The sequence below is a fragment of the [Mycobacterium] fortunisiensis genome (assembly GCF_019050325.1).
Classification (GTDB): Bacteria; Actinomycetota; Actinomycetes; order Mycobacteriales; family Mycobacteriaceae; genus Mycobacterium; species Mycobacterium fortunisiensis.
Genome location: NZ_VOMB01000010.1, coordinates 231,445 through 257,056, shown reverse-complemented (window position 1 = coordinate 257,056; position 25,612 = coordinate 231,445). Strand labels below are relative to the sequence as shown.

Here is a 25,612-nt window from a genome sequence, read left to right as displayed (position 1 = left end):
GCGTCGGGCCATGGACATGGCATTCACGCGTACCCGTCAGGATAGTTGACCGGACCGGCCTGTGATGGATACCACCCGCAGGTCAGCCACCAGAAATCGGGGAAACCGGGCAGCTACCGGTATGGTTGGTGCACGGCGGCTTGTCTGTTCTGCCTTTGCCGCCTTCTCGATCGTCACACCGAGCGCCGCGAGATCTCACTCGCGCCGGGCAGGACGACCGCCCTCTATTTTCGGAGCTTTCATTTTGTCTGTCCAAGAAACCCGTGGCACCGCTGTGCCCACGTTCGCTGAGCTCGGCCTGCCTGCCGAGATCGTCGCCACCCTCGCGAGCAACGGGGTCCAGAGCCCGTTCCCGATCCAGGCCGCGACCCTTCCCGATTCCCTGACCGGACGCGATGTCCTCGGCCGCGGCCGCACCGGATCGGGCAAGACCTATGCCTTCCTGCTGCCGTTGGTGGCACGGTTGTCGACCAGCGGCACCCGCCGCTCGGCGAACCGGCCCCGCGCGCTGATCCTGGCCCCCACCCGCGAGCTCGTCACCCAGATCGAGGCCTCGCTGGCCCCGCTGGCCAAGGCCACCGGCCTGCGCTCGGTCAACATCTTCGGCGGTGTGGGCCCGAACCCGCAGATCTCCGCGCTCAGGGGTGGCGTCGACATCGTCATCGCCTGCCCGGGCCGGCTCGAGGACCACATGAAGTCCGGTCACGCCGACCTGTCCGCGGTGGAGATCACCGTGCTCGACGAGGCCGATCACATGGCCGATCTCGGCTTCCTGCCCGGGGTGAAACGGCTGCTGGACCGCACCCCGAAAAACTGCCAGCGCCTGCTGTTCTCGGCCACCCTCGATTCCGGGGTCGATGTGCTGGTCAAGCGCTACCTGCACGACCCGGTGGTGCACAGTGTCGACTCGGCGCAGTCCCCGGTGGCCGCGATGGTGCATCACGTGCTGCACGTGGACAACTCGACGCGGATCAACGTGGTAGCCGACCTGGCCGCCGCACCCGGACGCACCATCGTCTTCGCCCGCACCAAGTACGGCGCGAAAAACCTCACCCGCCAACTCAATTCACGCGGTGTCGCGGCGGTTGAACTGCACGGCAACCTGTCCCAGAATGCCCGCACCCGCAACCTGACCGCGTTCTCGGACGGCTCGGCGGCCGTGCTGGTGGCCACCGACATCGCCGCCCGCGGTATCCACGTCGACGACGTCAACCTGGTGGTGCACGCCGACCCGCCAGTCGAGCACAAGGCCTACCTGCACCGGTCCGGGCGCACCGCCCGGGCCGGCAACGAGGGCACCGTGGTGACCCTGATGCACGACGCGCAGGTGTCCGATGTACGCAGCCTGACCAAGAAGGCCGGGGTCAAGCCGACGATCACCCGGGTACAGGGTATCGATCATCCGGTGCTGCGCGAGATCGCGCCCGGGGACCGGGTGTTCGGCGATCCGATCCGCCCCGAGCCGGTGGCCCAGGCCCCGGCCCCGCGCCGGCACGGCGCCAAGTCCGGTCAGGGCGCCAAATCGGGTCAGCAGCAGCGCCATAACCGACCGAGCGGGGCCGGTCGCAACGCCGGCGGCAACCCGACGAGCCGTACCGGCACGGCCGGACAGCAGCGCGGCGGTCAGCAAGGCACCCGTCGTCGGGCCCGCCGGGCCGGCGACTCCAGCGCGGGCCGCTAGCCCGCAAGTGGTGCGGTCCCGCTCGCCTCTCCAGTTCCGAGCAGGACCGCACCAGCTCAGTGGGGACCGAGAAACTCAGACTCCCCAGGCATTGGCGGCACTGCGGTCGGTGGCGGCAATCTCGTCGGCCCCGTCGCGCACCGCATTGCCGAGCGCGAACAGGATCTCGTTGAGCGCGGCCGCGGCCTGGTTCCACCGGGCCTGCTCGACGGCGTAGGCCTGCGCGGCCTCTCGGGTCCAGACCTGTTGCAGTGGCGCGATCTGGGCCCGCAGCTCATCCAGCGCGGCGTTGAACCGGCTTGAGGTGGTGTGGATCTCCTGACGCACCGAGTACTCGATCGCACCGAAGTCGTATGACAGCACGTGATTCATCACAGATCCCGTTCAGATGGTCTCGCCGACAGCGCCGAGCCGCTGCGCGTGGACGTCGGCAGCAGTGCGCAACGTACGCTCGTTGCTGCGGATGGTCTCGGCGATCCGCCCCAACGTGGTGTGCAGGACCAATGATTCGCGGTTCCACCGGTCCACCACATCGCGGAACCGCACCGCCGCCACCCCGCCCCACACCGAGGGCGGCACACTGCTCATCTTCCCGATGAAGGTCTGCAGCATGGCCCGGACGTCGTCGTTGAGCACGTCGATCCGGCCGGCCACGCGCGTCATCACGTCGAAGTCGGTGCCCAACGGGCCTGTCAGTCCTGGTGGCATGTCCTCCGCCTTCCGGTGGGTGTGCTGTGCGGTATACCAATTCGACGCAGCGCAGCCGGGTTCGGTTCCATCCGATTTCAGAACACCGCGTGCGCCGACCGCGTCGCCACCTCACACGCGGGCCGGATGCCCGCAGCCTGGCCCGGCCGGCTCTGGCATCCGATCGCGATCCGCACCGGGCCGTCGGCGAACACCACCCAGCGGATCTCCCGGCCGGGACGCAACTCGCGGTAGCCGACCACCTCGCGCCCGGCGACCACGGCCACCGGTTCGAAGTCGACGAACACCCCGGCCGGCTGCTCCCGCAGCGCGCGGCGCAGGGTGTCGGCCACCGCGCCATCGCCGAGACCCGATTGGGTGAGGTGAATCATCAGCTGCGGATCCGACGGCGAAACCACCTGCACCCGAGCCGATCCCGGCCCATCGGTAACCCGGTGCACGACCCACCCGGCCGGGATCTGCATTCCGACCCGGCCCTCCACCACCACGGTCATCGCCAACTCACCAGCGGGCCGGCCGGCTCCGGTGGCGGCGATCCCGGCCAGCATGACCGCGAGCACCGCTGCCGCACACGTGGCCACCCGGTGCCGGCGGACCCGGCTACCGGCGGCCGGGGAACCGGTGTGGTCGACGGCCGGTGCCGGCGGCGCGGTGCGGGCGGGGCCCGAGCGCCGAGGGTCGGCCCGGGACGTCGCCAGGCCGTGGTCGCGCAACCCCGCCGTCACCGCACGACCCAGCACCTCGGCGCCGCCGACTTCCACGGGGGCGTCGAGGATTATCTCGTCCCCCGGGTTGGCGCGGGGCACCACCAGGCGTACCAGGGCCGCCGGATCCACATCGGTGTCCGGGTGCCGGGGCAGTGTCACCGATTCGGTCTCGACGCCCGGCCCGGCCCACGACACCATGACGACTTCGTCGGCGATCTCGACGATCACCCAGCCACCTGTCAGCGGTGCACTCAGAGCCGTAACACGTGACACCACAGCCACTTCGGCGCTGCCCACCGCCCCGGCCCGGCGGAGCCGTTCCCGTTGCTCGGCCGTCCACCAGGTCGGGCACACCAGGGTGAGGTGGCGTGCCCCCGCGGCCGCGGTGGCCAGCACGTCGGCGCACAGCGCCGCCACCTCGACGGGCTCGTCATCGATCAGGACCGTCGCGTCGTCGATCCCCGCCACCAAACCGGTCGCGAGGTCAGCCGACACCGGTGCCGGGCCTAGCACCGTCACCGGTCCCACCTCGATGACCGCCGCTGTCACGGCGGATCGTCGCTCTCCGACCACGCCACCTGGACGAGCTGGTCCGGCGCCGCGCGCGTGATCAGGGTGCCCCGCCCGGGCGGAAGCCGTACCGGCCGGGCCGATCCCAGCAGCACACCCTCGTCCGGACCGGCACTCATCATCAGCCCCATGGCCCCGAGTTCTCGGACCGTGCCCAGCACCGGGTCGAACATCGCCCGGGCCGCACCACCGCTGCGGCGGGCCAGCACCACATGCAGACCGAGGTCGCGGGAATGCGGCAGATAATCCAGCAGAGGCGCCAGCGGATTCACCCCGCCACCGGCGACGAGGTCGTAATCGTCCACCACCAGATAGAACTCGGGCCCGGTCCACCACGTACGGTCGCGAAGCTGACGCTGGGTGACGTCGGGACCGGGCATCCGGTCCCGCAGTACCGCGAGCACACTCGGCAACGCCGCGTCCAGCGCACCGGCCGAGGCCGCGTACCCGCTCACATGGTCGGATTCGACGGTGCCCAACAGGGCCCGGCGGAAGTCCACGATGAGCAGTTGCACGTCACCGGGGCTGTTGCCGCTCACCAGGTCGCGGCACAGCGTGCGCAGCGCGGTCGACTTGCCGCAGCCGGTGTCGCCGAAGATCAGCAGATCGGGCTGGGTGGCGAAATCGACCAGCACCGGGGCGAGTTCGCGCTCACCCACGCCCAGCAGCACCTGCGTCGCGTGGGGCTGCCGGGGCGCCGTCACCAGCTCGTGCGAGTGCACCCGCGCCGGGAGCAACCGGATCCCCGGCGCCGCGGTCCCGCCGTAGTCGGCCCGCAAGGTCTCGCCGACCCGGCACAGTGCCGAGCCCAGGCCGGCGACCTCCGGCCTGCCGTCCAGCCGCGGCAGGGCGATCAACAGTTCACAACCGTCCCGGGTCAGCCCGCGCCCGGGCAGGCACTGCCCGAGCTGAGCCGCCCGGTGGCGATCCATCTCCGACTCGGCCGGATCCCCCAACCGCAACTCGATCCGGGTGCCCAGCTGGTCCTTGAGCGCCGGCCTGAACTCGGCCCATCGCGATGCCGTGAGCACGACGTGCACCCCGACCGAAAGGCCTTGCACTGCAAGCGCGGTGACCGTCGGCTCCAAAGATTCGAACTCGGTGCGCAACGTCGCCCAGCCATCGATGAGCAGGAACACGTCTCCGAACGGGTCATCGATGTCGCCCGCTTCGCGGAGCCGCCGGTATTCCGGCATCGAGTCGACACCGAGTGCGCCGAACCGCGTCGCCCGGGCGCTCACCAATGCGGTCAGCTCGGCGATGGTGCGGCGGACCAGGTCCTGGTCCGCACGCCCGGCGACGACGCCGACGTGGGGCAGCGCCTGCAACCCACTCAACGCGCCGCCGCCGAGATCCAGACAGTACAGCTGGACGTCGCGTGGGTGATGGGTTCCGGCCAGCGCCACCGCCACCGTCCGGATGGCCGTGGATTTTCCCGACTGTGGGCCACCGACGATCGCGACGTTGCCGTGACCGGCATCCAGCGCCAGCACCAGCCGGTCACGGCGTTGGTGGAACGGTCGGTCCACCAGCCCGATCGCCACTGACAGCGCGGCGGTGCCGGACAACAACACGTCGCTCAGCGCGACCGACCGGGGCAACGGTGGCAGCCACACCTGATGTGCCGGTGTGCCATGCCCGGCCAGCCGGTCGACGACCTGGTGCAGGATCGTCGTCCCGGCCGGCGCCGACCGGCGGTTCACGGCCGGAATCGCGTTCGCGGTGAACCGCCGCGGTACCCGGGGCACGGGTTCGGAACGGTCGGCCGATGCGGTCGGCCGAGCCGGGCCGGAGACGAACGCGGACTGGAACCGAATCACCTCGCCGGCCGGCGTCCTGAGATACGCCGCACCCGGCGCGGTGGGAAGTTCATAGGCATCGGGTATGCCCAGCACCGCTCGGGATTCGTTGGGTGAGAACGTCTTGAGGCACACACGGTACGACAGGTGACTTTCCAGTCCCCGCAGCCTGCCCTCGTCGAGCCGTTGGCTGGCCAGAAGCAGATGCATCCCCAGTGACCGCCCGAGCCGGCCGATCGCCACGAACAGCTCGGCGAAATCCGGGTGCTGCTGCAGAAGTTCGGAGAACTCGTCGACCACGATCAGCAGCGCCGGCAGCGCCGGCAGGTCGGTGCGGCGCCGATATTCGGCGATGCCGGCCAGGTTTCCAGCAGCCCGCAGCAACTCCTGGCGCCGCGTCATCTCGCCGGCCAACGCATCGGCCATCCGGGCCACCAGCGGGGCCTCCTCGGCCAGGTTGGTGATCAGCGCACTGACATGGCGGGCATCCTGCAGGCCGAGAAACGTTGCACCGCCCTTGAAGTCCACCAGGACGAGGTTGAGCTGTTCCGGCGGATGAGTGGTGATCAAACCCAACACCAGGGTGCGCAGGAACTCCGATTTTCCCGATCCGGTGGCGCCGACGCACAGCCCGTGCGGTCCCATCCCGCCGTACGCCGCCTCCTTGAGATCCAGGTGCAGCGGACGGCCGTCCGCACGCCGGCCCACCGGGACCCGAAGGAACTGCTGCGGGTCGGCCGACGCCCATCGACCGGGCGGGTCGAGGCGGCCTGGGTCCTCGACACCGATGAGCTCTGGCCATCCAGAGCGCTCGGGCCGGGCCGCCGCCCGGTGCCGGGCCAACCGGCGCGCACAGGTGCGGGCCTGCGCCAGGGTCAGCTGATCGGGCCGCACCGCGACACCATCGCAGCGCACCACGTCAGCGCCGAGATCCAGGTCGGCGGGGCCGGCCGGGCCGCGGGCCGCCACCGTCAGCAGGGTGGCGCCGGCCTCGCGCGCGCCTACGGCGCCGGCGTCGGCGGTATCGACGATCACGACCGTGTGTACCGGCGTCGATCCCCCGGGCAGCTCCGCCAGGGTGCGTAACCGCAGGGCGGACCGCTCGCCCTCGTCCCCGGAATGCCAGTGGTGATCAAGCCATTTCAGCCAGTCCCAGTCCGGTGTGGCCGCGCCGTCCAACACCGCGGCGATCCGCAGGTCGTACGGGCTGTGCGTGGTGGCCAGCTGACAGATCACCGCCCGCAGCAGGGCTCGCGCCGCGTCGGCCGGCCCGCCCACCCGCAGCCGGCCCAGCTCTGGCAGATTGACGGTCACGGGCATCCCGGCCACCGTGGAGCGGCGCCGGATCAGTTGCGCGAGAGCCGATGTGGTGACCGGATCGGACTCGCGGCCGGCATTGGAATCCGCTGCGGTCAGCCGGGTGCACAAGGGCTGCTCGCCCACCCCGATCCGCACGGCACCGAACTCCGGGTGCTCTGGCGTGCGGTACCACATCTGGCTGCCGCCGGCCAGCGTCCACAGCCGCGCCGGATCGGGGTGAGCGGCATGCCGCGTCAGCCACTGGCGGCGGGCGGTTTCGCCGGCCGCGGCGTCGATCCCGTCCAGATAGCGCAGGTACTCGCATCGATCCCGGTGCAACTCGCCGCCGGAACCACCGGCCTTGAGACCGTAGGCCGCCGTCCCGATCACCGACAGCACCATCATGATCGGAAACATCATCGATGTCGGGCCACGCGCGGCGGCCGCACCCGAGGTCAGGTAGACGGTGAACATACCGACCATCGCCACCACCATGACGACGGGCAGCAACCGGGTCAGCCGGCTGACCGGGCTGTGGCGCGGCAATGCCGGCGGCGCGTCGATCATCACGTCGCCAGTCCTCGGCCCGGCCGCACCCGAGGGCCCACAGATCGGTTCCATCGACGTTTGGACGCACGCCGAGCCGTTCAGGTTCCCGGTACACAGCAGAAAAATTTGGTGCGCGCACACCGGCGCCGGGTCGGTTAGCGTAACCGGTATCGGCGTCTACCGGGGGGTGAGGCGATGCCGGATTCGTTGCGCCACGTGTCGATTCACTGTGCGGTGCCGCCCCGGGCGGAGCCCGGTCCGACCGTCGACGTGTCCCTGCCGGCCGCCCTCACCGTGGGCGAGTTGCTGCCCTGGATCGTCGACGAATTCGGGGTGGGGGACGCCACGCCGCGTCGATGGCAGTTGGCCGATCTGGGCGGCCGCCGCCTCGACGAGTCGGCAACCCTGGCGCAGAACGACATTCGTGATGGTGACCTGTTGGTTCTGTCCTCGGTCGAGGAGGGTCCCAGCTTCGAGCAACCGCCGGTCACGACGCTGACGGTGGGCGCACCTCAGGACGGCGTACCCACCGGGCTTCGCATCGTCGGTTGCCTCTGGCTGGGCGGGCTGGGCGTGGCGGCACTGGCCTGGACCGGCTCAAGCAGTCACGGATGGGGACGTATCGCCGCGGCCGCGGCGATGTTCCTCGTCGCCACTGTCGCCGCGACAGTGGCGTCACGCCGAGGTGTCGAGGCCGGCGTCGTCACCGCACTCAACGTCACTGCGGTGCTGCAGGGCGCGATCCTGGGATTTCTCGTGGTTCCGGCGGGACCGGCCGCGGCCAACGCGTTCCTGGCCGCGGTGGCCGCGGGCTCACTGGGCGTGGTTCTGCTGCGGGTGTCCGGTTGTGGCACCGAAGTGTTGTTGGCCATCGTGACGGCGGCCGCGCTGGTGGCAGTGACGACCGGTGCTGCGGTGTGGTGGCCACTGGACACATCCTCGGTGGGCGCATTCCTGGCCGCACTCGCGGTGGGGCTGCTGCCCGTGACGCCACGGCTGTCGCTCGCGCTGGCCGGCCTGACGCCTCCGATGCCCGGTGAGCCGGTGGACGCGGGCACCGGGATGGATCGGCATGTCCCCGATGTCGACGCGGCGGTGGACCGCTGTCGACGGAACCTCGCCGGGTTGGTGTGGGGGTGTGCGGCAGCGGCCGCGCTCGGCAGCGTCGTGCTTGCCTGCGCCGCCGCGCGGGCGCGGACCGTCGAGATCGCGTTCGCCGCGGTCGTCGGGGTGGCATTGCTGCTGCGGGCCCGCGGCTACGCTTGCCGGCGATGCCAGACCGGGCTGCTGGTCGGTGGATTCTGGGTTCTCACCGCGACTTTCGCGCTCGTGGTGACCTGGCTCCCGCACCACGGCAATTTGGTGGGGATGCTCGTGGTGGGCGCCGGGATCGGCCTGCTCTCGCCCGTCACGGTGCGGCATCCGCGGGCCGGCCGCCTCGCCGACACACTCGAGTACGCCACCCTGGCCGCGGTGCTGCCGCTGGGCGTTTGGCTCACGGGTGCCTTCGATCTGGTTCCCGGCCTGGGGTTGTCGTGATCCGGGCCGGCCGGCTGGCCACTGTCCTGGTGGCCGGGCTTGCGGTGGGGTGGCCCGCACCGGCGGCTGCCGTCGTCCCGGCGGCAATCGATGCCACCCAGTTGCCCGCTCCCGCGCCGCCGGGCCCGGCCGGACGGACCGAACAACGCGAGCCGTGTTATCGGCCGCCGTCCGGCGTCACCACCGCGGTGGACAACCCGTTGGGTCTGGACGCGGTGTGGCCGCTGAGCCGTGGTGCGGGGCAGACGATCGCGGTGATCGACACCGGGGTCACGCGGCACCGGTTGCTGCCGCATCTGATCGGTGGCGGCGATTACGTGGCACACGGCGACGGCACCGCAGATTGCGACGGCCACGGCACCATCGTCGCCGGAATCGCCGCTGCCGCACCGGCGGGCGGTTTCAGCGGGGTGGCACCCGAGGCCGCCATCCTGGCGATCCGGCAGTCGAGCACGAAGTTCGGTGCGGTAGGCGGTTCCACCGGCATCGGTGACGTCACCACCCTGGCCAAGGCGGTGCGCACCGCCGCCGACCTCGGTGCCACGGTCATCAACATCTCCTCGCCGGCATGTCTGGCCGCCGCCGACGCACCCGATGACCGCGCCCTCGGCGCTGCCCTGAGCTACGCGGTCGACGAGCGCAACGTCGTGGTGGTCGCCGCGGCCGGCAACGTGGGCGCGGGCTGCGCGCAACAGAACACCGAGTCTGCAGCGACCGCTGCCGACTGGGACAACATCCGCTCGGTATCCAGCCCGTGCTGGTACGACGACGTGGTGTTGTGTGTCGGTTCGGTCGGACCCGACGGTGCGGCATCGGATTTCAGCCTGGCCGGGCCGTGGCTGGACGTGGCCGCGCTCGGCGAGAACCTGGTGTCCCTTCACCCCGACGGGGAACAGTTGATCGACACCATCGGCCGCGATGCCACGATCTCGGGGACGAACTATGCCGCACCCGCGGTGGCCGGGCTCGCGGCGCTGGTGCGGTCCCGCTTCCCGCAACTGAGCGCACGGGAGGTGATGCGCCACATCGAGGACACCGCCCGCACGCCGTCCGAGGGCTGGAACCCGTTCGTCGGGCACGGAGTGATCGACGCGCTTGCCGCAGTCAGTACCGGCGGCGTCGGCCCCTCGGCTGCACCGGCCGTGCCGGTCGCCATGGCCGCGCCGATGCCGGGGGCGACGGACGACGCGCCGCGCCGTATCGCGTTCGGCGGGGCGGCGGTGTGTGTTGCGCTGACCATCCTGATCGCAGTGCTGCTGTCGGCCAACTGGTTACGCCGGCGCCATCCGGACACCGGGTAGCGCGTCGCGCATGACGGCGGCCGCGTCGCGGCTCAGTGCCGGACCGCGCGGCAGCCTGGCCAGCATCGGCCATGGCGCGGGAACGGGCCCGGCCGCCAACCCGAGATGCTCAGCAGTCTGGCCGTCGCGAACACCGAACAGCACACCGCGGTCGTTCAGCAGATACAGCGGCCCGTCGACCGGGGCACCGCGGAGGACGCCGTCGGCCTGAACCAGCACACTACGGCCCGGCGGAATCTGCACCCGGTCGATGTTCGGGGCTGCACCGTCGGCCTGGGCGAGGCGCACCCCGCCTTCCGATATCGAATCAGACATGGTCACAGTGGTATTGGCCGCCTCCCCTGCGCTGCTCGGATCCCAGTGCGCGCACACCACGGCGCGGCCCCGGCCGAGTACCCGTTCCGGAAACCGGGCCGCGGTGAGGTCCTCGGCGATCGGCAGATCGGCCACGACGTCGGCGGCCACGACCGGCGGTTCGTCACCGGGTTGGGGCACGCTGAACCGGATCACGTCGGCTGCCACCCGGCCGACGCGTTGCAATCCGTCAACGAGCACCACGTACAACTCGGCGGGGCCACTGCGCGACACCTGCACCACGGTGCCCACCGTGAGACCGTGCAACGCTGCCGGCCCCTCAGCACCCACGCCGGTGATCACCGGCGCCCGTACGGCGGGCGCCTCAGGCACCGAATCCAGCAGGGCCTGCGAAACCGGCTGCGCCCGCACGCCTTCCAAGTGCAGCGCACGCACCACCGCGGTGTCGCGGATGTCGATCCGGGCCCGACGACCGTCGAGAAGCAGGTAGGTCGGCGCCCCTGCCGTCCGCGCCGACACCAGCAGCGCCGCACCGCTGGGCAGCGGGGTGGTCCCGTCGCCGCCCGCGCCGGTCCGCAGCACCGTCTCGGCGTTCTCGTCGAGATCGCAAATCGCCCAACCGGTTTCGTCGATATCCAGCGGACGGCCGATCTGGGCGGGGGCACCGGCGATGCCGACCAGCGGTCCAGGCCGGAGCTCGGCCAGCGCCTTGGCGCTGACCACCACCGGATCGGCCGACCGGCCGACGATGAGTCGGGCCGAGGCCAGGTTGAGCACCGGGTGCACGGCGTCGTCGATACGGACATACAGCGCACCGGTGTCGCGCACCATCAGGATCGGCGCATCTCGGGGCACGGTATCCGGGCGCACCAGTGCGAGCACCGCCCCCACCGCGATGACGACGGCTGCGAGCCCACCGCCCACGCCGTAGGCCACCGCCTGCGCTCGCACTGGATCGTCGAGCATCCTGGCGTCGCCGCGCACCAGTGCGTGCGCCATGCGCCGCAACAGGAATCGGTGACCGCTGAGCTGTAGCCGAGTGGCCGTTCGACCTGCCATATGTCCCCCGCGATCACCGTAACCCGGCCCGAAGCGCCGGGCGCGCACCAATAACCGGACCTGCCTCCTCGACGCTCTTGCCGCGGCGCAGGCCCCCGACCTATGCTGCTGAACATGTTCACTGAACGTGTTCAGTCAAGGGCGGACCGGCGGGAGTCGACCCGCCAACGGGTGTTGACCTCGGCCGACCACCTGTTTCGCGAGCAAGGATTCGGCGCGACCACGATCAGGCAGATCGCCTCAGACGCCCAGGTCAGCACCGGCACCGTCATGGCGGTGGGCGACAAGGACGCGCTGCTCATCGCCATCTTCGACGAGTGGATCGCCGCCGTTCACCACGAACGGCAATCCGAGTCCGCCGCCGGTCGCGACCGCACAGCGGGGGCCAGCGCGGTTCAGCTGGTGATGAACGTGCTCGAACCGTTCATCACCTACTTCGGCCGCGATCCCAAGCTCTCGCGGGAGTACGCGGCGATCATCGTGCGCGGCGATCACGAATCCGAGATCTTCCGGACCCTCGGGCTGTCCCTGGTCGCCGAGATCGACCAGGCGCTACGGGAATCCGGGATCAGTCCGTCGCGCGCTCCCAGCGGGGCACGGGTGGTCTATTTCACCTACCTCGGCATCCTCATGTCCGGCGGCGGTGCAGCCGCACAACAGTCCGCCCTCGATCAACTCCGCGAAGTCGTCAATTTCGTTGTCTCACAGTCAGGAGAAACACAGTGACCAACATTGCACACCCATGGTGGCCCACCGCCCTGCTCGCCCTGGTGCTGTTCGGCGATGCCCTGATGTCGATCAGGCCACCCGCGTTCATCCGGAAATGCCTTGACGGCGTGGGGTTTCCGCGAGACTGGTGGTGGGTCCTCGTCGTCGTCAAACTGCTGGCCACGGCGGGTTTGCTCGCGGGGCTGAAGTATCCCGGCATCGGGTTTGCCACGAATGTCGCGGTGATCGCCTACTTCCTCTGCGCCTCCTACGCCCACTACCGCGCGCGGTTTCTCAAGCAGGAGTTCTGGCTGAACTGCCTCGGCATGCTCGGACTGTCCGTCGCCGTGCTGGTCTACTGCTACCTCATCTGAGCAGCGGTCTACTCCGCGCGCCGGCGCTTGCGGTAAGCCGCGACGTGCTGCCGGTTGCCGCAGTTACCGGTGTCGCAGAAGATGCGCGAGCGGTTGCGCGACAGGTCGGTCAGCACCGCCGTACAGTCGGGCGCCGCGCAGGTCTTGAGCCGCCGGAGTTCGCCGCCGCGGATCAGATCGGCCAGCGCCATGGCCATCTCGGCACCCATGCGCTGCGCCAGCGGATCGTCGACCGACGCCAGGTGCAGGTGCCAGTCCGGCATTTCCGGGTGCCGGGTCAGCCAGGGCGCCGCCCTGGTGTCGCTCAGCAGGGCGTTGACCAGCCGGACGGCCTCCTCCTCGTCGTCGGCGACGGACCAGATCCCCCCGAGCCGGCCGCGCAGCGCGCGCACCGCCGCCACCTCGGCGTCGTCGCGGTCCCGGCGACCGGTCCACCCGAACTCATCCAGGTACGCGTTCAGGGCGGGCTGGCCGGTGAGTCGCTCGCCGTCTACCCGATCGGTGTTCACCAACACCATCGCGGCCCGGAGGGTGAGCTCCGTGTCATAGGTAAAAAGCATTTGACTCATGACCCCCAGTGGCTTTAGCGTCGATCCCAATGTCATTACCGTAATCAATTTTACTCCTGACGCCATCCGGGGAGGTGTAGCGATGCCGGCCGCAACCCAGCTCGACCGCGTGGCCGCCGACAACCACTTCCGGCTGGGCCTGCTGTTCGCCATCAGCTCCGCGCTGGCGTTCGGCTCATCCGGCCCATTCGCCAAAGCCCTGATGGAGTCGGGCTGGAGCCCGACCGCGGCCGTCACCGCCCGCCTGGCCGGCGGCGCGCTGATGATGGCCGCATTCGCCTCCCTCGTCCGCCCCGGCTGGGTCCGCGAGGTGCGCCGGCACGCCCGGACCGTGCTTGGCTATGGCCTGTTCCCGATCGCCGGCGCACAGCTCTGCTACTACAACGCCGTCGCGCACCTGTCCGTCGGTGTGGCCCTGCTGCTCGAATACGCCGCGCCCATCCTGGTCGTGGGCTGGGTGTGGGCCACCAGCCGGCGTCGGCCCGGCGCCATCACCTTCGTCGGCGTCACCCTGGCGATCACCGGGATCGTGCTCGTGCTCGACGTGTTCAGCGGCGCCCACGTCAACCTGATCGGGGTGGGCTGGGGTCTGGCCGCCGCAGTGTGCGCAGCCTGCTACTTCATGATGTCGGGCCGGGCCGGCATCGGCAGCGACGGGCTCAGCCCGATCAGCCTGGCCGCGGGCGGCCTGATCGTCGGTACCGCGGCCGTCGCACTCCTCGGCGTCAGCGGCAGCATGCCGCTGGCCTTCACCACCCATCCGGTGACCATCGCCGGCCACCCCACCGCCTGGCTGGTGCCGGTGATCGCGCTCGGCCTGATCCCCACCGCGCTGGCCTACACCCTGGGCATCCTCGGCATCGCCCGGCTCAAGCCACGCTTCGCCTCGCTCGTCGGCCTGTCAGAGGTGCTGTTCGCCGTCGTGATCGCCTGGATCATGCTGGGCGAGGCCATGACGGTACGTCAGGCGATCGGCGGCGCGGTGGTGCTGCTGGGCCTGGCGGTGACCCGCCTGGGCGATCGCAGCGAGCAGCGCGCCGCCCTGCCGACCGAGCCGGCCCTGCCCATCGAGCCGGCCGGCCCGTCCGATTTCCCCACCTCCGAGCCGTCCCCCGGGCAAACGATTAGCCGTGGCTAACCATTTTATGTGACTATGACCGTCGTGATTTCTCTGTGGAAGCCGGTCCGGCTCGCCGCCCTCGCCTCAGCCATCTTCTGCACCGCCGCCCTGGCCACCATCACCGCACCCACCACCCCGGTCGCCGGTGCGGAGCCCTGCTCAGACGTCGAACTGGTGTTCGGGCGCGGCACCAGCGAGCCGCCCGGCGTCGGACGCGTCGGCCAGGCACTCGCCGACGCGCTGCAGGCTCAGCTCGGCGGCCGCACGGTGAGCACCTACGGGGTCAACTACCCGGCCACCTACGACTTCATGGCCGCGGCCGACGGCGCCAACGACGCCACCAACCGGGTGGCCGCCCTCGCCGAGCAGTGCCCGTCCACCCGCGTGGTGCTGGGCGGCTACTCCCAGGGCGCCGCGATCGTCGACATGCTGATCGGCGTACCCCCGCTGGGCAACAAGGTCGGTGAGGTCGGCTCGGCTCCACCGCTGCCCGCGGACCTGAACCAGAACATCGCCGCGATCGCGGTGTTCGGCAACCCGTCGGCCAAGTTCGGGATCCCGGTGACCGCCAGCCGGTTCGGCGGCCGGGCCATCGACCTGTGCAGTGACGGTGACCCGATCTGCTCAGGCGGTCGCAACCCCTTCGCGCACACGCACTATGAGAGCTCACCTTTCATTCAGCAGGCCGCCGGGTTCATCGCCGGACTGGTCTGATCGGCCGCGCGCTAGGATTTGGCGTGGCCATTGATCTTGTTCGTCGCTGCTCGCTGTACGTGGCGGCGCTGCTCACCGCAGCCGCTGCCGTCCTCGTCGCACCGGTCCCGGTCGCCGCGGCCGCCGACTGCCCCGACATCGAGGTGGTGTTCGCCCGCGGTACCAACGACAGCCCGGGCATCGGCCGGATCGGCAACGCCTTCGTCAGCGCACTGCGCAACAAGGTCGGTGGGCGCTCCGTCGGCGCCTACGCGGTCAACTACCCGGCCAGCTACGACTTCCTGGCCGCGGCGGGCGGCGCCAATGATGCCAGCGGACACATCCAGTGGATGGTGGACAACTGCCCCAACACCCGAATGGTGCTCGGCGGCTATTCACAGGGCGCCGCGGTGATCGACGTGATCGCCGCCGTTCCGTTCCCCGCCGTCGGCTTCACCGCCCCGCTGCCGCCGAATGTGCCCGACCATGTGGCCGCGGTCGCGGTGTTCGGCAACCCGACCGCCAAGGTCGGCCTGCCGTTGACCGCCAGCCCGGTGTGGGGATCGCGCGCCATCGACCTGTGCAACCCGGGCGATCCGGTCTGCGGCGACGGCGACAGCGTTGCGGCGCACCGCAACTACGAGGGTCCGGCCAATGACGCTGCAAACTTCGTCGCCGGTCTGTTGTAGCCCGCATCCGCTACGATCGCCTAGGTGGTCAAACTTTCAGCTGGCCGACTCCTTCGGCGATGGATCTCTGTTGGGGCAATCACGGCGGCGGTGGCCGCCGCGCTGTTGATCACGCCCGCCGTCACACCGGGTTCGCCGGCCGTGGCCAACGCCGCCCCCTGCCCGCCGGTCGAGGTGGTGTTCGCCCGTGGCCGCACCGAGCCCGCCGGCGTCGGCACGCTGGGCAACGCCTTCGTGAACGCGCTGCGCTCCAAGACCAACAAGAACATCGGCGTCTACGCCGTCCGGTACCCGGCCGACACCGAGGTCGACATCGGCGCCAACGACATGAGCAACCACATCCAGTACATGATGAACAGCTGTCCCGACACCCGACTGGTGGTCGGCGGCTACTCACTCGGCGCCGCGGTGGCCGACGTGGTGCTGGCCGTACCGTTCACCGCGATGGGCTTCAAGAACCCGCTGCCCGCCGGTGCCGACAGCCATATCGCCGCGATCGCCCTGTTCGGCAACGGCGCCGCGTGGGTCGGACCGATCAGCAACTTCAGCCCGGTCTACGCCGACCGGACCATCGAGCTGTGCCATGGTGCCGATCCGATCTGCAACCCGGCCGATCCGAACACCTGGAAGAACAACTGGCCCGATCACCTCGCCGGGGCCTACATCGATGGCGGCATGGTGAACCAGGCCGCGGACTTCGTGGCCGGCCGGCTCTGAAATCCTCGGTGGCTGTGAGTCAGCGGGTCCGCACGTCGCGCGTCACCTCGTTGCGCGCCGCGAGCTCGTCATCCGGCGGGTAGTCGACCCGCACCAGGGTCAGCCCCCGGGCCGGGGCCGCGGCGAAATCACTGGACCGACTCGACTCGCCGAGCAGCCCCGCAGTCCAATCGGGTGAGCGTCGGCCCTCCCCCACCGCGAGCAGCGCACCGACCAGCGATCGGACCATGTTCCAGCAGAAGGCATCCGCGGTGACATGGGCCGTCACGTAGTGCCCGTCACGCACCCAGTCCAGCCGCTGCAGATCACGAATCGTGGTGGCGCCCGGCCGATGTCGACAGAAGGCGGCGAAGTCGTTGAGCCCCAACAGTTCCTGAGACGCAAGGGTCATCGCGTCAAGATCCAGCGGCTTTGACCACGGTGTGACGAACCGCGCCTCGGCCGGCTCCACACCGTAGGGCGCCAGGCTCAGCCGGTAGGTGTAGTGCCGGCGCAGCGCCGAGAACCGGGCATCGAAGCCCGCAGGCGCCCGCACGACGTCGCGGATCCGGACGTCGGTCGGCAGCAGCCGCGCCAATCGCCGCACCAGCGGCGTGAATTCGGCGTCACCGAGGCGGGTCGTGCGCGGGTGGGCGTGTGCCACGGCGTCGACCGGAATGTCGACGTGGGCCACCTGACCGGTGGCATGTACACCGGTGTCGGTGCGGCCCGCGGTGCGGGTCACCACGGGGGTGCGGAACACCGTGGAGAGCGCCTCGTCGATCACCCCGGCGACCGTGCGCTGACCGATCTGCACCGCCCAGCCCGCGAAATCGGTGCCGTCGTAGGCGATGTCGAGGCGCAGGCGGATCAAAGCGACATGCCCGCCACCGGACTCGGTGGCGGGCATGTCGTTCAACGCCTGGTTAGGACTTGGTCTCATCCTCAGAAGCTGCCTCGTCGGCGGACGCCTCGTCGGCCGGAGCCTCCTCAGCGGCAGCCTCTTCGGCCTCTTCAGCCTTGGGAGCCTCCGCCTCGGCCGGGGCCTCGTCAGCGGCCTTGGCCTGCGCGGCGGCAGCCCGGCGGGCCCGATCCGCTTCAGAGGTCACGGTCTTCTCCCGGACCAGCTCGATGACCGCCATGGGAGCGTTGTCGCCCTTGCGGTTCTCGACCTTGATGATCCGGGTGTAGCCACCGTTGCGGTCGGCGAAGAACGGGCCGATCTCGGCGAACAGCACGTGCACGACGTCCTTGTCGCGGATCTTCTTCATCACCTCGCGCCGGTTGTGCAGCTCGCCCTTCTTGGCGTGGGTGATCAGCTTCTCGGCGTACGGGCGCAACGCCCGGGCCTTCGGCTCGGTCGTCTTGATCCGGCCGTGCTCGAACAGCGACGTGGCCAGGTTGGCCAGGAGCGCCTTCTGGTGTGAGGACGACCCGCCGAGGCGAGGACCCTTCGTAGGCTTGGGCATTGCGACTATCTCCTAAATGGGGCCGGTCCCCGTATCAGGTAGGACCGGGACGACTGTTCTTCTTCAGAGCTGGTTAGAGCTGTTCGGTTTCGGCGTAGTCCTGGTCAGCGTCCAGGTCGTAACCCGCATCGCTGGTCCAGGTGCCCGTGGCGGCGTCGTAGCCGGCGACCTCGGACGGATCGAACGTGGCCGGGCTGTCCTTGAGCGCGAGACCCAGCTGGTGCAGCTTGATCTTCACCTCGTCGATGGACTTCTGGCCGAAGTTACGGATGTCCAGCAGGTCGGACTCCGTGCGGGCCACCAGCTCGCCCACCGTGTGCACACCCTCGCGCTTGAGGCAGTTGTACGAACGGACGGTCAGGTCCAGATCGTCGATCGGCAGCGCGAAGCTGGCGATGTGGTCTGCCTCGGCCGGCGAGGGGCCGATCTCGATGCCCTCGGCCTCGACGTTGAGTTCCCGTGCCAGACCGAACAATTCGACCAGGGTCTTGCCGGCCGAGGCCAGGGCGTCCCGCGGGCTGATCGAGTTCTTGGTCTCGACGTCCAGGATCAGCTTGTCGAAGTCGGTGCGCTGCTCGACGCGGGTGGCCTCCACCTTGTAGGTGACCTTGAGGACCGGCGAGTAGATCGAATCGACCGGGATCCGGCCGATCTCAGCGCCCGAGGCCTTGTTCTGCACGGCCGGGACGTAGCCGCGACCGCGCTCGACGACGAGCTCGACCTCCAGCTTGCCCTTGTCGTTCAGCGTCGCGATGTGCATGTCCGGGTTGTGCACCGTCACACCGGCCGGCGGGACGATGTCACCGGCGGTGACCGCTCCCGGGCCCTGCTTGCGCAGGTACATGGTGACCGGCTCGTCCTCCTCGGAGGACACGACCAGGCCCTTGAGGTTCAGGATGATGTCGGTGACGTCTTCCTTCACCCCGGGGACGGTGGTGAACTCGTGCAGCACACCATCGATGCGGATGCTCGTGACCGCCGCGCCCGGAATGGACGACAGCAGCGTGCGCCGCAGCGAGTTACCCAGGGTGTAACCGAAACCGGGCTCCAGCGGCTCGATGACGAACTTCGAGCGGTTCTCGGCGAGGGATTCCTCGGACAGTGTGGGTCGCTGAGAGATCAGCATCTTTTTTCTATCTCCTTCTCGGCACCCGCTATTTGATGCCGTCTGGGTGACCCGGCCCACCGATCGTGTGGGCCGGTGTCCTTATTACTTCGAGTAGAACTCGACGATGAGCTGTTCGGTGAGCGGCACCTGGATCTGCGCGCGCTCGGGCAGCTGGTGCACCAGGATGCGCTGACGCTCCCCGACGACCTGCAGCCACGACGGGATCGGACGCTCACCCGCGGTCTGCCGAGCAACCTCGAACGGCAGGGTGTTCAGCGACTTCTCCTTGATGTCGATGATGTCGTACTGCGACACCCGGTAGCTCGGGATGTTCACCTTGACACCGTTGACGGTGAAGTGGCCGTGGCTGACCAGCTGACGGGCCATCCGGCGGGTGCGCGCCAGGCCGGCGCGGTACACCACGTTGTCCAGCCGGCTCTCCAGGATCTGGAGCAGGTTCTCACCCGTCTTGCCCGCCTGGCGGTTGGCCTCTTCGTAGTATTTGCGGAACTGCTTCTCCAGCACGCCGTAGGTGAAGCGAGCCTTCTGCTTCTCCTGCAGCTGGGTGCGGTATTCGCTCTCCTTGATCCGCGCGCGGCCATGCTGACCGGGCGGGTAGGGGCGCTTCTCGAACGACTGATCTCCACCGATCAGGTCGACGCCGAGACGGCGCGACTTGCGGGTGGCGGGTCCGGTATAACGAGCCATTTTCTAGATCCTTCCTAGACCCGGCGCCGCTTGGGCGGACGGCAGCCGTTGTGCGGCTGCGGAGTGACGTCGGAAATCGCGCCCACCTCCAGGCCGGCGGCCTGCAGCGAACGGATGGCGGTCTCGCGGCCCGAGCCCGGGCCCTTCACGAACACGTCGACCTTCTTGACGCCGTGCTCCTGCGCCTTGCGGGCGGCGTTCTCGGCGGCCAGCTGCGCGGCGAACGGGGTCGACTTACGCGAACCCTTGAAGCCGACGTGACCCGACGAGGCCCAGGCGATGACGTTGCCCTGGGGGTCGGTGATCGAGACGATCGTGTTGTTGAACGTGCTCTTGATGTGAGCAGCGCCGTGCGGGACGTTCTTCTTTTCCCGGCGCCGGGTGGTCTTACCGCGCTTGGCGCCTGCGGCCTTCTTCGGTGGTGCCATCGGGGTTACCTAGCCTTCTTCTTGCCGGCGATGGTGCGCTTGGGGCCCTTGCGGGTACGCGCGTTGGTCTTGGTCCGCTGGCCACGCACCGGCAGACCACGGCGGTGCCGCAGGCCCTGGTAGCAGCCGATCTCGATCTTGCGGCGAATGTCGGCCTGCACCTCGCGGCGCAGGTCACCCTCAACCTTGAGGTTGCCTTCGATGTATTCGCGCAGAACCGACACCTGATCGTCCGTCAGGTCCTTGGTGCGCATGTTCTTGTCAATGCCCGTCGCGGCGAGAATCTCGTTCGAACGGGTACGGCCGATGCCGAAAATGTAGGTCAGCGCGATCTCCATGCGCTTGTCGCGCGGAAGATCAACGCCCACGAGCCGTGCCATGTGGCGGTTTCCTTTTCTCTGCGGAGGTCTGGTCCCAGCCCGTTCCCTCCAGCCCCTAAGGGCTCTGACGGGGTCCGGCCTCCGTACCGGACGTGGATGAGTGCACTTGGCTTTCATCGCAGCTGAACGGCGTATCCGTTCAGTGGTGCTGGGAGTTCATCATTCAGTTGTGGTTGTGATCCAACGTGGTCGGTCAGGTCCGAAAGGGGCCTGACTAACCCTGCCGCTGCTTGTGGCGGGGATCGCTGCAGATCACCATGACCCGCCCATGCCGGCGGATCACCCTGCACTTATCGCAGATGGGCTTGACGCTCGGGTTCACCTTCACGGCTGTTTCGATCCTTCTGGCTCAATCGGTGACGCGCGCTTACATGCCACCGGTTCTCGTCGTTATCTGGTCGGGCTTCTATCGGGTCACTTGTACCGGTACACGATGCGGCCCCGGGACAGGTCGTAGGGCGAGAGCTCCACCACTACCCGGTCCTCGGGCAGGATGCGGATGTAGTGCTGCCGCATCTTGCCGCTGATGTGGGCCAAGACCTTGTGTCCGTTCTCCAGCTCAATGCGGAACATCGCATTGGGCAGAGGCTCGACCACGCGACCCTCGACCTCGATGGCACCGTCTTTCTTGGCCATACTTTTCGGCGATCCTTGCTTTCGTTTCGTAGCTTCATCAGTCTCAATGCAGCCCGTCGTGATGCTGCGACCGGCCAACTTCAAGACGTGGGCCAGATCGAGGCGAAGTTGCAGAAATTCAGCAGTTCCAAGACGGGGCACGCAAAAAGTCGGCGCGATAGCCGCACCGTTGGTCCACAATACCCGCTCGGCGTCCTGTACCAAAATCACGGCTGAGCAGCTCTTGGCCACCGAATCTCAGCACCGAAGATTGGTGCACCGCAACAGCCCGACGCAGGTCAGAATAGTACGACTGATCCACGCACCCGGGGAACGGAGACGACGAGCTCGTGATGGCTGTGTACCTGGCTGCGTTCGTCGTCGGCGGCGTCGCCGTCTTGGCCGCCCTGCTGCTCGCCGATGTCGGGCACGGCGACGGGATGCCGTTCTTGAGTCTGACCGGGCTGTCGGTCGGCCTGCTGGGTGCCGGCACCGGCGGCCTGATCGGTACCTGGCTGGGCCTGGGCACCGTCTGGTCGGCCGTGGCGGCCGCGGCCTGCGCCATCGTGCTGGTGTTCAGCCTCAACGGCCTGCTGCTGCCCTACATGCGCCGTCAACAGGCCAACTCGCACCGGGGTCGGTCCTCCTACGTCGGGCTGCTCGGCACCGTCACCCTCGAGGTCCCCGCAGGCGGCTGGGGCGAGGTCTCGTTCCTCGACGCCGACGGCAACCGGGTGTTCTCCCGGGCCAAGAGCGACGAAGCCGACGCGCTGCCCAAGGCCACCCGCGTCTACATCGCCGATATCGACCCGGATTTCGTCCACGTCGTCGCCGTACCGGAAACCTGAGCTCCAGAAACCCGAGTTCCAAACCCGAGCCGTACCCGAGCACTGACCCACCGAGAAAGGCACTGCCGTGTCCCTGCTGCTCATCGTCGTCCTCGTCGCCATCGCCGCGATCCTGATCCTGGTGGTGTTGCCCCTGGTCTACGTCAAGAACTACATCAAGGTGCCGCCCAACGAGGTGGCCGTGTTCACCGGGCGCGGCACCCCCAAGGTGGTCCGCGGCGGGGCCCGGTTCCGGATGCCCGGCATCGAGCGGGTCGACATCATGAGCCTGGAGCCGTTCAACGTCAGCATCAACCTGCAGAACGCGTTGTCCAACAACGGGGTGCCGGTCAACGTCGAGGCGGTGGGGCTGGTGCGCATCGGCTCGGCCGACGAGGCCGTGCAGACCGCGGTGCAGCGCTTCCTCACCTCCGACCTCAACGAGCTGCAGCGGCAGATCAACGAGATCCTGGCCGGTTCGCTGCGCGGCATCACCGCGACCATGACCGTCGAGGACCTCAACTCCAACCGCGACAGCCTGGCCCGCAGTGTGGTCGAGGAGGCCGGCGGTGACCTGGCCCGAATCGGTATGGAGGTCGACGTCCTCAAGATCGCCGGGATCTCCGACGCCAACGACTACCTGAAGTCCCTCGGCCAGCGCCGCATCGCCGAGGTCAAGCGGGACGCCACGGTCGGCACCGCCGAGGCCGAGCGCGACGCCCAGATCCAGTCGGCCAAGGCCCGCCAGGAGGGGTCCATCGCGCAGGCCGAGGCCGACACCGCGATCGCCACCGCCAACCAGCGCCGCGATGTCGAATTGGCCCGGCTGCGCGCCCAGACCGAGGCCGAGAACGCCCAGGCCGACCAGGCCGGACCGCTCGCCAACGCCCGCGCCCAGAAGGATGTCGGCATCGCCACCGAGCAGGCCGAGGCGGCCCGGGTGCAGGCCCGCATCGAGGTGGAACAGCGTCGCGCCGAGCAGGCGCAAGCCGCACTGCAGGCCGATGTGATCGCACCTGCCGAGGCGAAACGACAGGCTGACATCGCGATCGCCGAAGGTGCGCGCCAGTCCTCGATCCTGGCCGCCGAGGCCGCCGCCGAGACCGAGCGGCGCAAGGGCCAGGCCGAGGCCGATGCCCGCAAAGCGGCCGCCGACGCGCTGCGGGTCGAGAAGCAAGCCGAGGCCGACAGCTTGCAGGCCAAGCTGGTCGCCGAGGCCGCCGGTAAGAAAGAGTTGGCCGACGCGCTGCGGGTGGAGCAGCAGGCCGAGGCCGCCGGCATCGAAGCCAAGCTGCTGGCCGAGGCCAACGGCAAGAAGGAGATCGCGGCCGCGCTCAACGGTTACACGGCCGAGGCCGCGCGCCTGCTGATGCTGCCCGACGTGCTGGCCTCGGTGGTCAAGGCGACCGAGGCGGCCGCCTCCCCGCTGGCCGAGATCGAGCGACTGTCCATCATCGGCGGGTCCCGCGACACCCAGGACGCCGTCGGCGGCCTGCTCGGCGTCAGCCCGCTGGCGGTGGCCAACATTCTGGAGTCGCTGAAGGCGTCGGGCATCGACGTGGCGTCCATGCTCAACCGGAAGGGCGACGCGCAGGACTGATTCAGCGTTCAGGCAGCGACTGTGCGTTGATTCGGTTGAGGCACGGCGCTACTCGGCTTCCTCTGCGTGGGCGGTCGGGCGACGCGAGCGTCAGTTATTGCGTCTTCCAGTGACGTGCGATAATGCGGCCGTACGGCAACGATGGTGCAGGAAGCCGGTGCGAATCCGGCACGGTCCCGCCACTGTGATCGGGGAGCGACCCTCAAAAGCCACGGCTCTTAACGGAGTTGGAAGGCGAGGCGAGCGTTGATCCGAGAGTCAGGACACTCACATCGTCGCGTCCTTCGTCTCGGGGCGGTGTACCCCGAAGAGAGCTGGTCCCCTTGCCTGCCTCTGTCTGGGCGGCGTCGCCGCCTGAGGTCCATTCGTCCCTGTTGTCCACCGGCCCCGGCGCCGGCCCACTGCTAGCCTCCGCCGCAGCGTGGACCACGTTGGCGGCGGAATACAACTCCACCGCAGAAGAGCTGACCGCAGTACTCGGCGCAGTCCAGTCCGAGACCTGGATGGGTCCATCCGCGGAAGCGTACGTGGCCGCCAACGGCCCCTATCTGGCGTGGCTACTGCGCGCCGGAGCCCAGGCCACGTCGACGGCCGCCGCGCTGCAGACCGCCGCGGGGGCCTATGCCAGCGCACTGGCGGCCATGCCGACCATGGCTGAGCTGGCCGCCAACCACGCCGCGCGCGCGGTGCTGGTGGGCACGAATTTCTTTGGTGTCAACACCATTCCGATAGCGCTGAACGAGGCCGACTATGCCCGGATGTGGGCACAGGCCGCCACGGTGATGGCCACCTACGAGGCGACGGCGGACGTCTCGGTGACCTCGGTGCCACAGCTCGAGGCGGCGCCACCGATGCTCAAGGTAGAGTCCGCGATGCTCAAGACGCTGGACAGTGCGGACTCGGCCCCGGAAGCCGCGCCGGAGCCCCCGCAGTGGTTCACCGACTTCGCCAACTGGCTCGAAGGCCTTGTCCCCCAAGCGCCTTATCCCGACAGCAGCCAGTATCCGCTCTACGTCGAGCTGCAGGAGTTCTTCAACAAGATCGGCTACACCGGTATCCCGGATCCGCTGGCCGATTTCTTTGCCGGGCTGCAGAACGGATCGAATCTGCTGCCGCCAATCGGGGTGCCGGGGTCGTGGCTGGGTTGGACCGGCAACCCGTTGAGCTATCTCAACCCCGCCACCCTGGCCTATATCTTCTCGGTGCCACTGGACCCGGTGTCCTACATCGTGTTCACCAGCAAGGTGATCATCGACGACCTGATCGCGGTCCTGTACACCGCGCTGTTCAATCCCCAGGCCCTGGGTGTGGTCATCCCGCTGGCGATGGTGGAGATCATCGGGTCCACGATCGGCAACACCATCCAGGTGCTCAACTACACGATCACCCAGACGGCCTTGCTCCCCGCGTTGGTGCCGGCGCTGGCCGCCACGACCGCGCTGGCCCCGGTCGGAGTGGTCGGCGGCCTGGGAATCGGGGCGCTGGCGCACCATGCCACGACGGAGGCCGTGGTAGCGCCGCCACCTCCGCCCGCGCCGTCAGCCGGCCTGGCAATGGCTCAGCCGTCGCCTTCTGCACCTGCCCCTGCGCCAGCCCCCGCACCCGCGCCGACACCGACGCCGACAGCTACCCCAGCCCCCGCACCGCCGCCTGCCCCGCCGCCGACGCCGGCTGGTCCGCCGTCGGTGTCCATGCCTGCCTACGGGTACCTGGTCGGCGGCTTGGACATGGGTGCCCGTCGATCGGCGGGAAGCAGAACCCGCAAGAAGACGGCCTCCAAGCCGGCCGCCGACGAGACTGATATTGCCGAGCCTGTGGAAGATGCTGCGGAGCCGCGTCATCGCCGACGCCGGGAGAAAGTCGGGATGCACGGGCGCGGGCACAAGTACATGTACTTGGATCAGGACCTGGTGCCCGATCCGGTGGCCATGCCCTCGGACCGCGGCACCGGAAGGCTCGGCTTCGCCGGTTCCGCCCCGCGGGAGGGCACCGCGCCTCCGGCCGGGCTCGCCACGCTGGCCGGGGACGAGTTCGGCAGCGGCGCCGTCACTCCAATGCTTCCGAACACCTGGCTGGCCGACGGGGACAACGGCTAAGCGGT

General features: G+C 69.1%; 26 protein-coding genes and 1 riboswitch. Of the genes, 12 read left to right on the top strand and 14 right to left on the bottom strand.

The window, feature by feature from the left end:
* Positions 1–274: 274 nt before the first annotated feature.
* On the top strand, positions 275–1,681 hold the full coding sequence (locus tag FR943_RS07930) for a DEAD/DEAH box helicase (protein WP_217155956.1): 1,407 nt from the start codon (positions 275–277) through the stop codon (positions 1,679–1,681).
* Between the two features lie 75 nt (positions 1,682–1,756).
* Here the strand turns inward: FR943_RS07930 and FR943_RS07925 are convergent, their stop codons facing one another.
* The 4 genes from FR943_RS07925 to eccCa all read right to left on the bottom strand — a co-directional run bounded on the left by FR943_RS07925 (position 1,757) and on the right by eccCa (position 7,331).
* Positions 1,757–2,053, bottom strand: a complete 297-nt coding sequence (locus FR943_RS07925; protein ID WP_217155782.1) for a WXG100 family type VII secretion target — start codon at positions 2,051–2,053, stop codon at positions 1,757–1,759.
* A 12-nt stretch (positions 2,054–2,065) separates the two neighbouring features.
* Positions 2,066–2,389 carry a WXG100 family type VII secretion target gene (locus tag FR943_RS07920; RefSeq protein ID WP_217155781.1) on the bottom strand — a complete coding sequence of 108 codons (324 nt, stop codon included), beginning with the start codon at positions 2,387–2,389 and terminating at the stop codon, positions 2,066–2,068.
* A gap of 77 nt (positions 2,390–2,466) precedes the next feature.
* Entirely contained in the window at positions 2,467–3,645 is a 1,179-nt protein-coding gene (locus FR943_RS07915; RefSeq protein ID WP_217155780.1) for a type VII secretion-associated protein, read from the bottom strand.
* Positions 3,642–7,331, bottom strand: a complete 3,690-nt coding sequence (gene eccCa, locus FR943_RS07910) for a type VII secretion protein EccCa (protein ID WP_275957438.1) — start codon at positions 7,329–7,331, stop codon at positions 3,642–3,644. Before eccCa ends, FR943_RS07915 begins: the two co-directional genes overlap by 4 nt.
* Before the next feature lie 177 nt (positions 7,332–7,508).
* Between eccCa and eccD the strand changes: the two genes are divergently transcribed.
* Positions 7,509–8,852, top strand: coding sequence for a type VII secretion integral membrane protein EccD (eccD, locus tag FR943_RS07905; RefSeq protein WP_217155778.1), 1,344 nt, complete (start codon positions 7,509–7,511; stop codon positions 8,850–8,852).
* Positions 8,849–10,153 carry a type VII secretion-associated serine protease mycosin gene (gene mycP / locus FR943_RS07900; protein ID WP_372448091.1) on the top strand — a complete coding sequence of 435 codons (1,305 nt, stop codon included), beginning with the start codon at positions 8,849–8,851 and terminating at the stop codon, positions 10,151–10,153. The genes eccD and mycP overlap by 4 nt, the downstream gene beginning before the upstream one ends.
* Here mycP and eccB read toward each other — a convergent pair.
* Positions 10,124–11,527, bottom strand: a complete 1,404-nt coding sequence (eccB, locus tag FR943_RS07895) for a type VII secretion protein EccB (RefSeq protein WP_217155777.1) — start codon at positions 11,525–11,527, stop codon at positions 10,124–10,126. The two genes, mycP and eccB, sit on opposite strands and share 30 nt — an antisense overlap.
* 114 nt (positions 11,528–11,641) lie before the next feature.
* On the opposite strand from eccB, the gene FR943_RS07890 reads away from it, so the two are divergent.
* Together FR943_RS07890 and FR943_RS07885 are read left to right on the top strand one after the other, a co-directional pair.
* Positions 11,642–12,253 carry a TetR/AcrR family transcriptional regulator gene (locus tag FR943_RS07890; RefSeq protein WP_217155776.1) on the top strand — a complete coding sequence of 204 codons (612 nt, stop codon included), beginning with the start codon at positions 11,642–11,644 and terminating at the stop codon, positions 12,251–12,253.
* Positions 12,250–12,609 (top strand): DoxX family protein, encoded by a 360-nt coding sequence (locus tag FR943_RS07885; protein ID WP_217155775.1) that lies wholly within the window; start codon positions 12,250–12,252, stop codon positions 12,607–12,609. Before FR943_RS07890 ends, FR943_RS07885 begins: the two co-directional genes overlap by 4 nt.
* 8 nt (positions 12,610–12,617) lie before the next feature.
* Here the strand turns inward: FR943_RS07885 and FR943_RS07880 are convergent, their stop codons facing one another.
* Positions 12,618–13,169, bottom strand: coding sequence for a CGNR zinc finger domain-containing protein (locus tag FR943_RS07880; protein WP_217155953.1), 552 nt, complete (start codon positions 13,167–13,169; stop codon positions 12,618–12,620).
* A gap of 91 nt (positions 13,170–13,260) precedes the next feature.
* On the opposite strand from FR943_RS07880, the gene FR943_RS07875 reads away from it, so the two are divergent.
* The 4 genes from FR943_RS07875 (at position 13,261) to FR943_RS07860 (ending at position 16,397) form a co-directional block, all read left to right on the top strand.
* Positions 13,261–14,316: an EamA family transporter gene (locus FR943_RS07875; RefSeq protein ID WP_217155774.1), complete on the top strand. Its 1,056-nt coding sequence runs from the start codon at positions 13,261–13,263 to the stop codon at positions 14,314–14,316.
* 15 nt (positions 14,317–14,331) lie between these two features.
* The gene (locus FR943_RS07870) at positions 14,332–15,012 is read left to right on the top strand and encodes a cutinase family protein (protein WP_217155773.1); all 681 of its coding nucleotides are present in this window, start codon (positions 14,332–14,334) and stop codon (positions 15,010–15,012) included.
* A 23-nt stretch (positions 15,013–15,035) separates the two neighbouring features.
* Positions 15,036–15,680 carry a cutinase family protein gene (locus FR943_RS07865; RefSeq protein ID WP_308170494.1) on the top strand — a complete coding sequence of 215 codons (645 nt, stop codon included), beginning with the start codon at positions 15,036–15,038 and terminating at the stop codon, positions 15,678–15,680.
* A 63-nt stretch (positions 15,681–15,743) separates the two neighbouring features.
* Entirely contained in the window at positions 15,744–16,397 is a 654-nt protein-coding gene (locus FR943_RS07860; protein WP_308170502.1) for a cutinase family protein, read from the top strand.
* A gap of 19 nt (positions 16,398–16,416) precedes the next feature.
* Here FR943_RS07860 and truA read toward each other — a convergent pair whose 3' ends face one another.
* From truA to infA, 8 genes are all read right to left on the bottom strand, one after another.
* Entirely contained in the window at positions 16,417–17,286 is an 870-nt protein-coding gene (truA, locus tag FR943_RS07855) for a tRNA pseudouridine(38-40) synthase TruA (RefSeq protein ID WP_217155950.1), read from the bottom strand.
* Positions 17,287–17,302: 16 nt separating this feature from the next.
* Entirely contained in the window at positions 17,303–17,845 is a 543-nt protein-coding gene (rplQ, locus tag FR943_RS07850) for a 50S ribosomal protein L17 (RefSeq protein WP_217155771.1), read from the bottom strand.
* Between the two features lie 73 nt (positions 17,846–17,918).
* A complete protein-coding gene (locus FR943_RS07845; protein ID WP_217155770.1) occupies positions 17,919–18,971 on the bottom strand; it encodes a DNA-directed RNA polymerase subunit alpha in 1,053 nt (350 codons plus the stop codon).
* An 84-nt stretch (positions 18,972–19,055) separates the two neighbouring features.
* Complete coding sequence (rpsD, locus tag FR943_RS07840; protein ID WP_217155769.1) at positions 19,056–19,661, bottom strand: 30S ribosomal protein S4; 606 nt, start codon at positions 19,659–19,661, stop codon at positions 19,056–19,058.
* 14 nt (positions 19,662–19,675) lie between these two features.
* Positions 19,676–20,089: a 30S ribosomal protein S11 gene (gene rpsK / locus FR943_RS07835; RefSeq protein WP_004571524.1), complete on the bottom strand. Its 414-nt coding sequence runs from the start codon at positions 20,087–20,089 to the stop codon at positions 19,676–19,678.
* Positions 20,090–20,094: 5 nt separating this feature from the next.
* A complete protein-coding gene (gene rpsM, locus FR943_RS07830) occupies positions 20,095–20,469 on the bottom strand; it encodes a 30S ribosomal protein S13 (protein WP_217155768.1) in 375 nt (124 codons plus the stop codon).
* 214 nt (positions 20,470–20,683) lie between these two features.
* The gene (rpmJ, locus tag FR943_RS07825; RefSeq protein WP_003879483.1) at positions 20,684–20,797 is read right to left on the bottom strand and encodes a 50S ribosomal protein L36; all 114 of its coding nucleotides are present in this window, start codon (positions 20,795–20,797) and stop codon (positions 20,684–20,686) included.
* A gap of 86 nt (positions 20,798–20,883) precedes the next feature.
* Positions 20,884–21,105: a translation initiation factor IF-1 gene (gene infA / locus FR943_RS07820; RefSeq protein WP_003418601.1), complete on the bottom strand. Its 222-nt coding sequence runs from the start codon at positions 21,103–21,105 to the stop codon at positions 20,884–20,886.
* A 332-nt stretch (positions 21,106–21,437) separates the two neighbouring features.
* Between infA and FR943_RS07815 the strand changes: the two genes are divergently transcribed.
* From FR943_RS07815 to FR943_RS26640, 3 genes are all read left to right on the top strand, one after another.
* Entirely contained in the window at positions 21,438–21,932 is a 495-nt protein-coding gene (locus tag FR943_RS07815) for an NfeD family membrane protein (RefSeq protein ID WP_217155767.1), read from the top strand.
* A gap of 67 nt (positions 21,933–21,999) precedes the next feature.
* On the top strand, positions 22,000–23,511 hold the full coding sequence (locus FR943_RS07810) for a flotillin family protein (RefSeq protein WP_217155766.1): 1,512 nt from the start codon (positions 22,000–22,002) through the stop codon (positions 23,509–23,511).
* Positions 23,512–23,616: 105 nt separating this feature from the next.
* A riboswitch (cobalamin riboswitch) is annotated at positions 23,617–23,800 on the top strand.
* A 34-nt stretch (positions 23,801–23,834) separates the two neighbouring features.
* Positions 23,835–25,607, top strand: coding sequence for a PPE family protein (locus tag FR943_RS26640; RefSeq protein WP_275957433.1), 1,773 nt, complete (start codon positions 23,835–23,837; stop codon positions 25,605–25,607).
* The last annotated feature ends 5 nt before the right edge of the window (positions 25,608–25,612 follow it).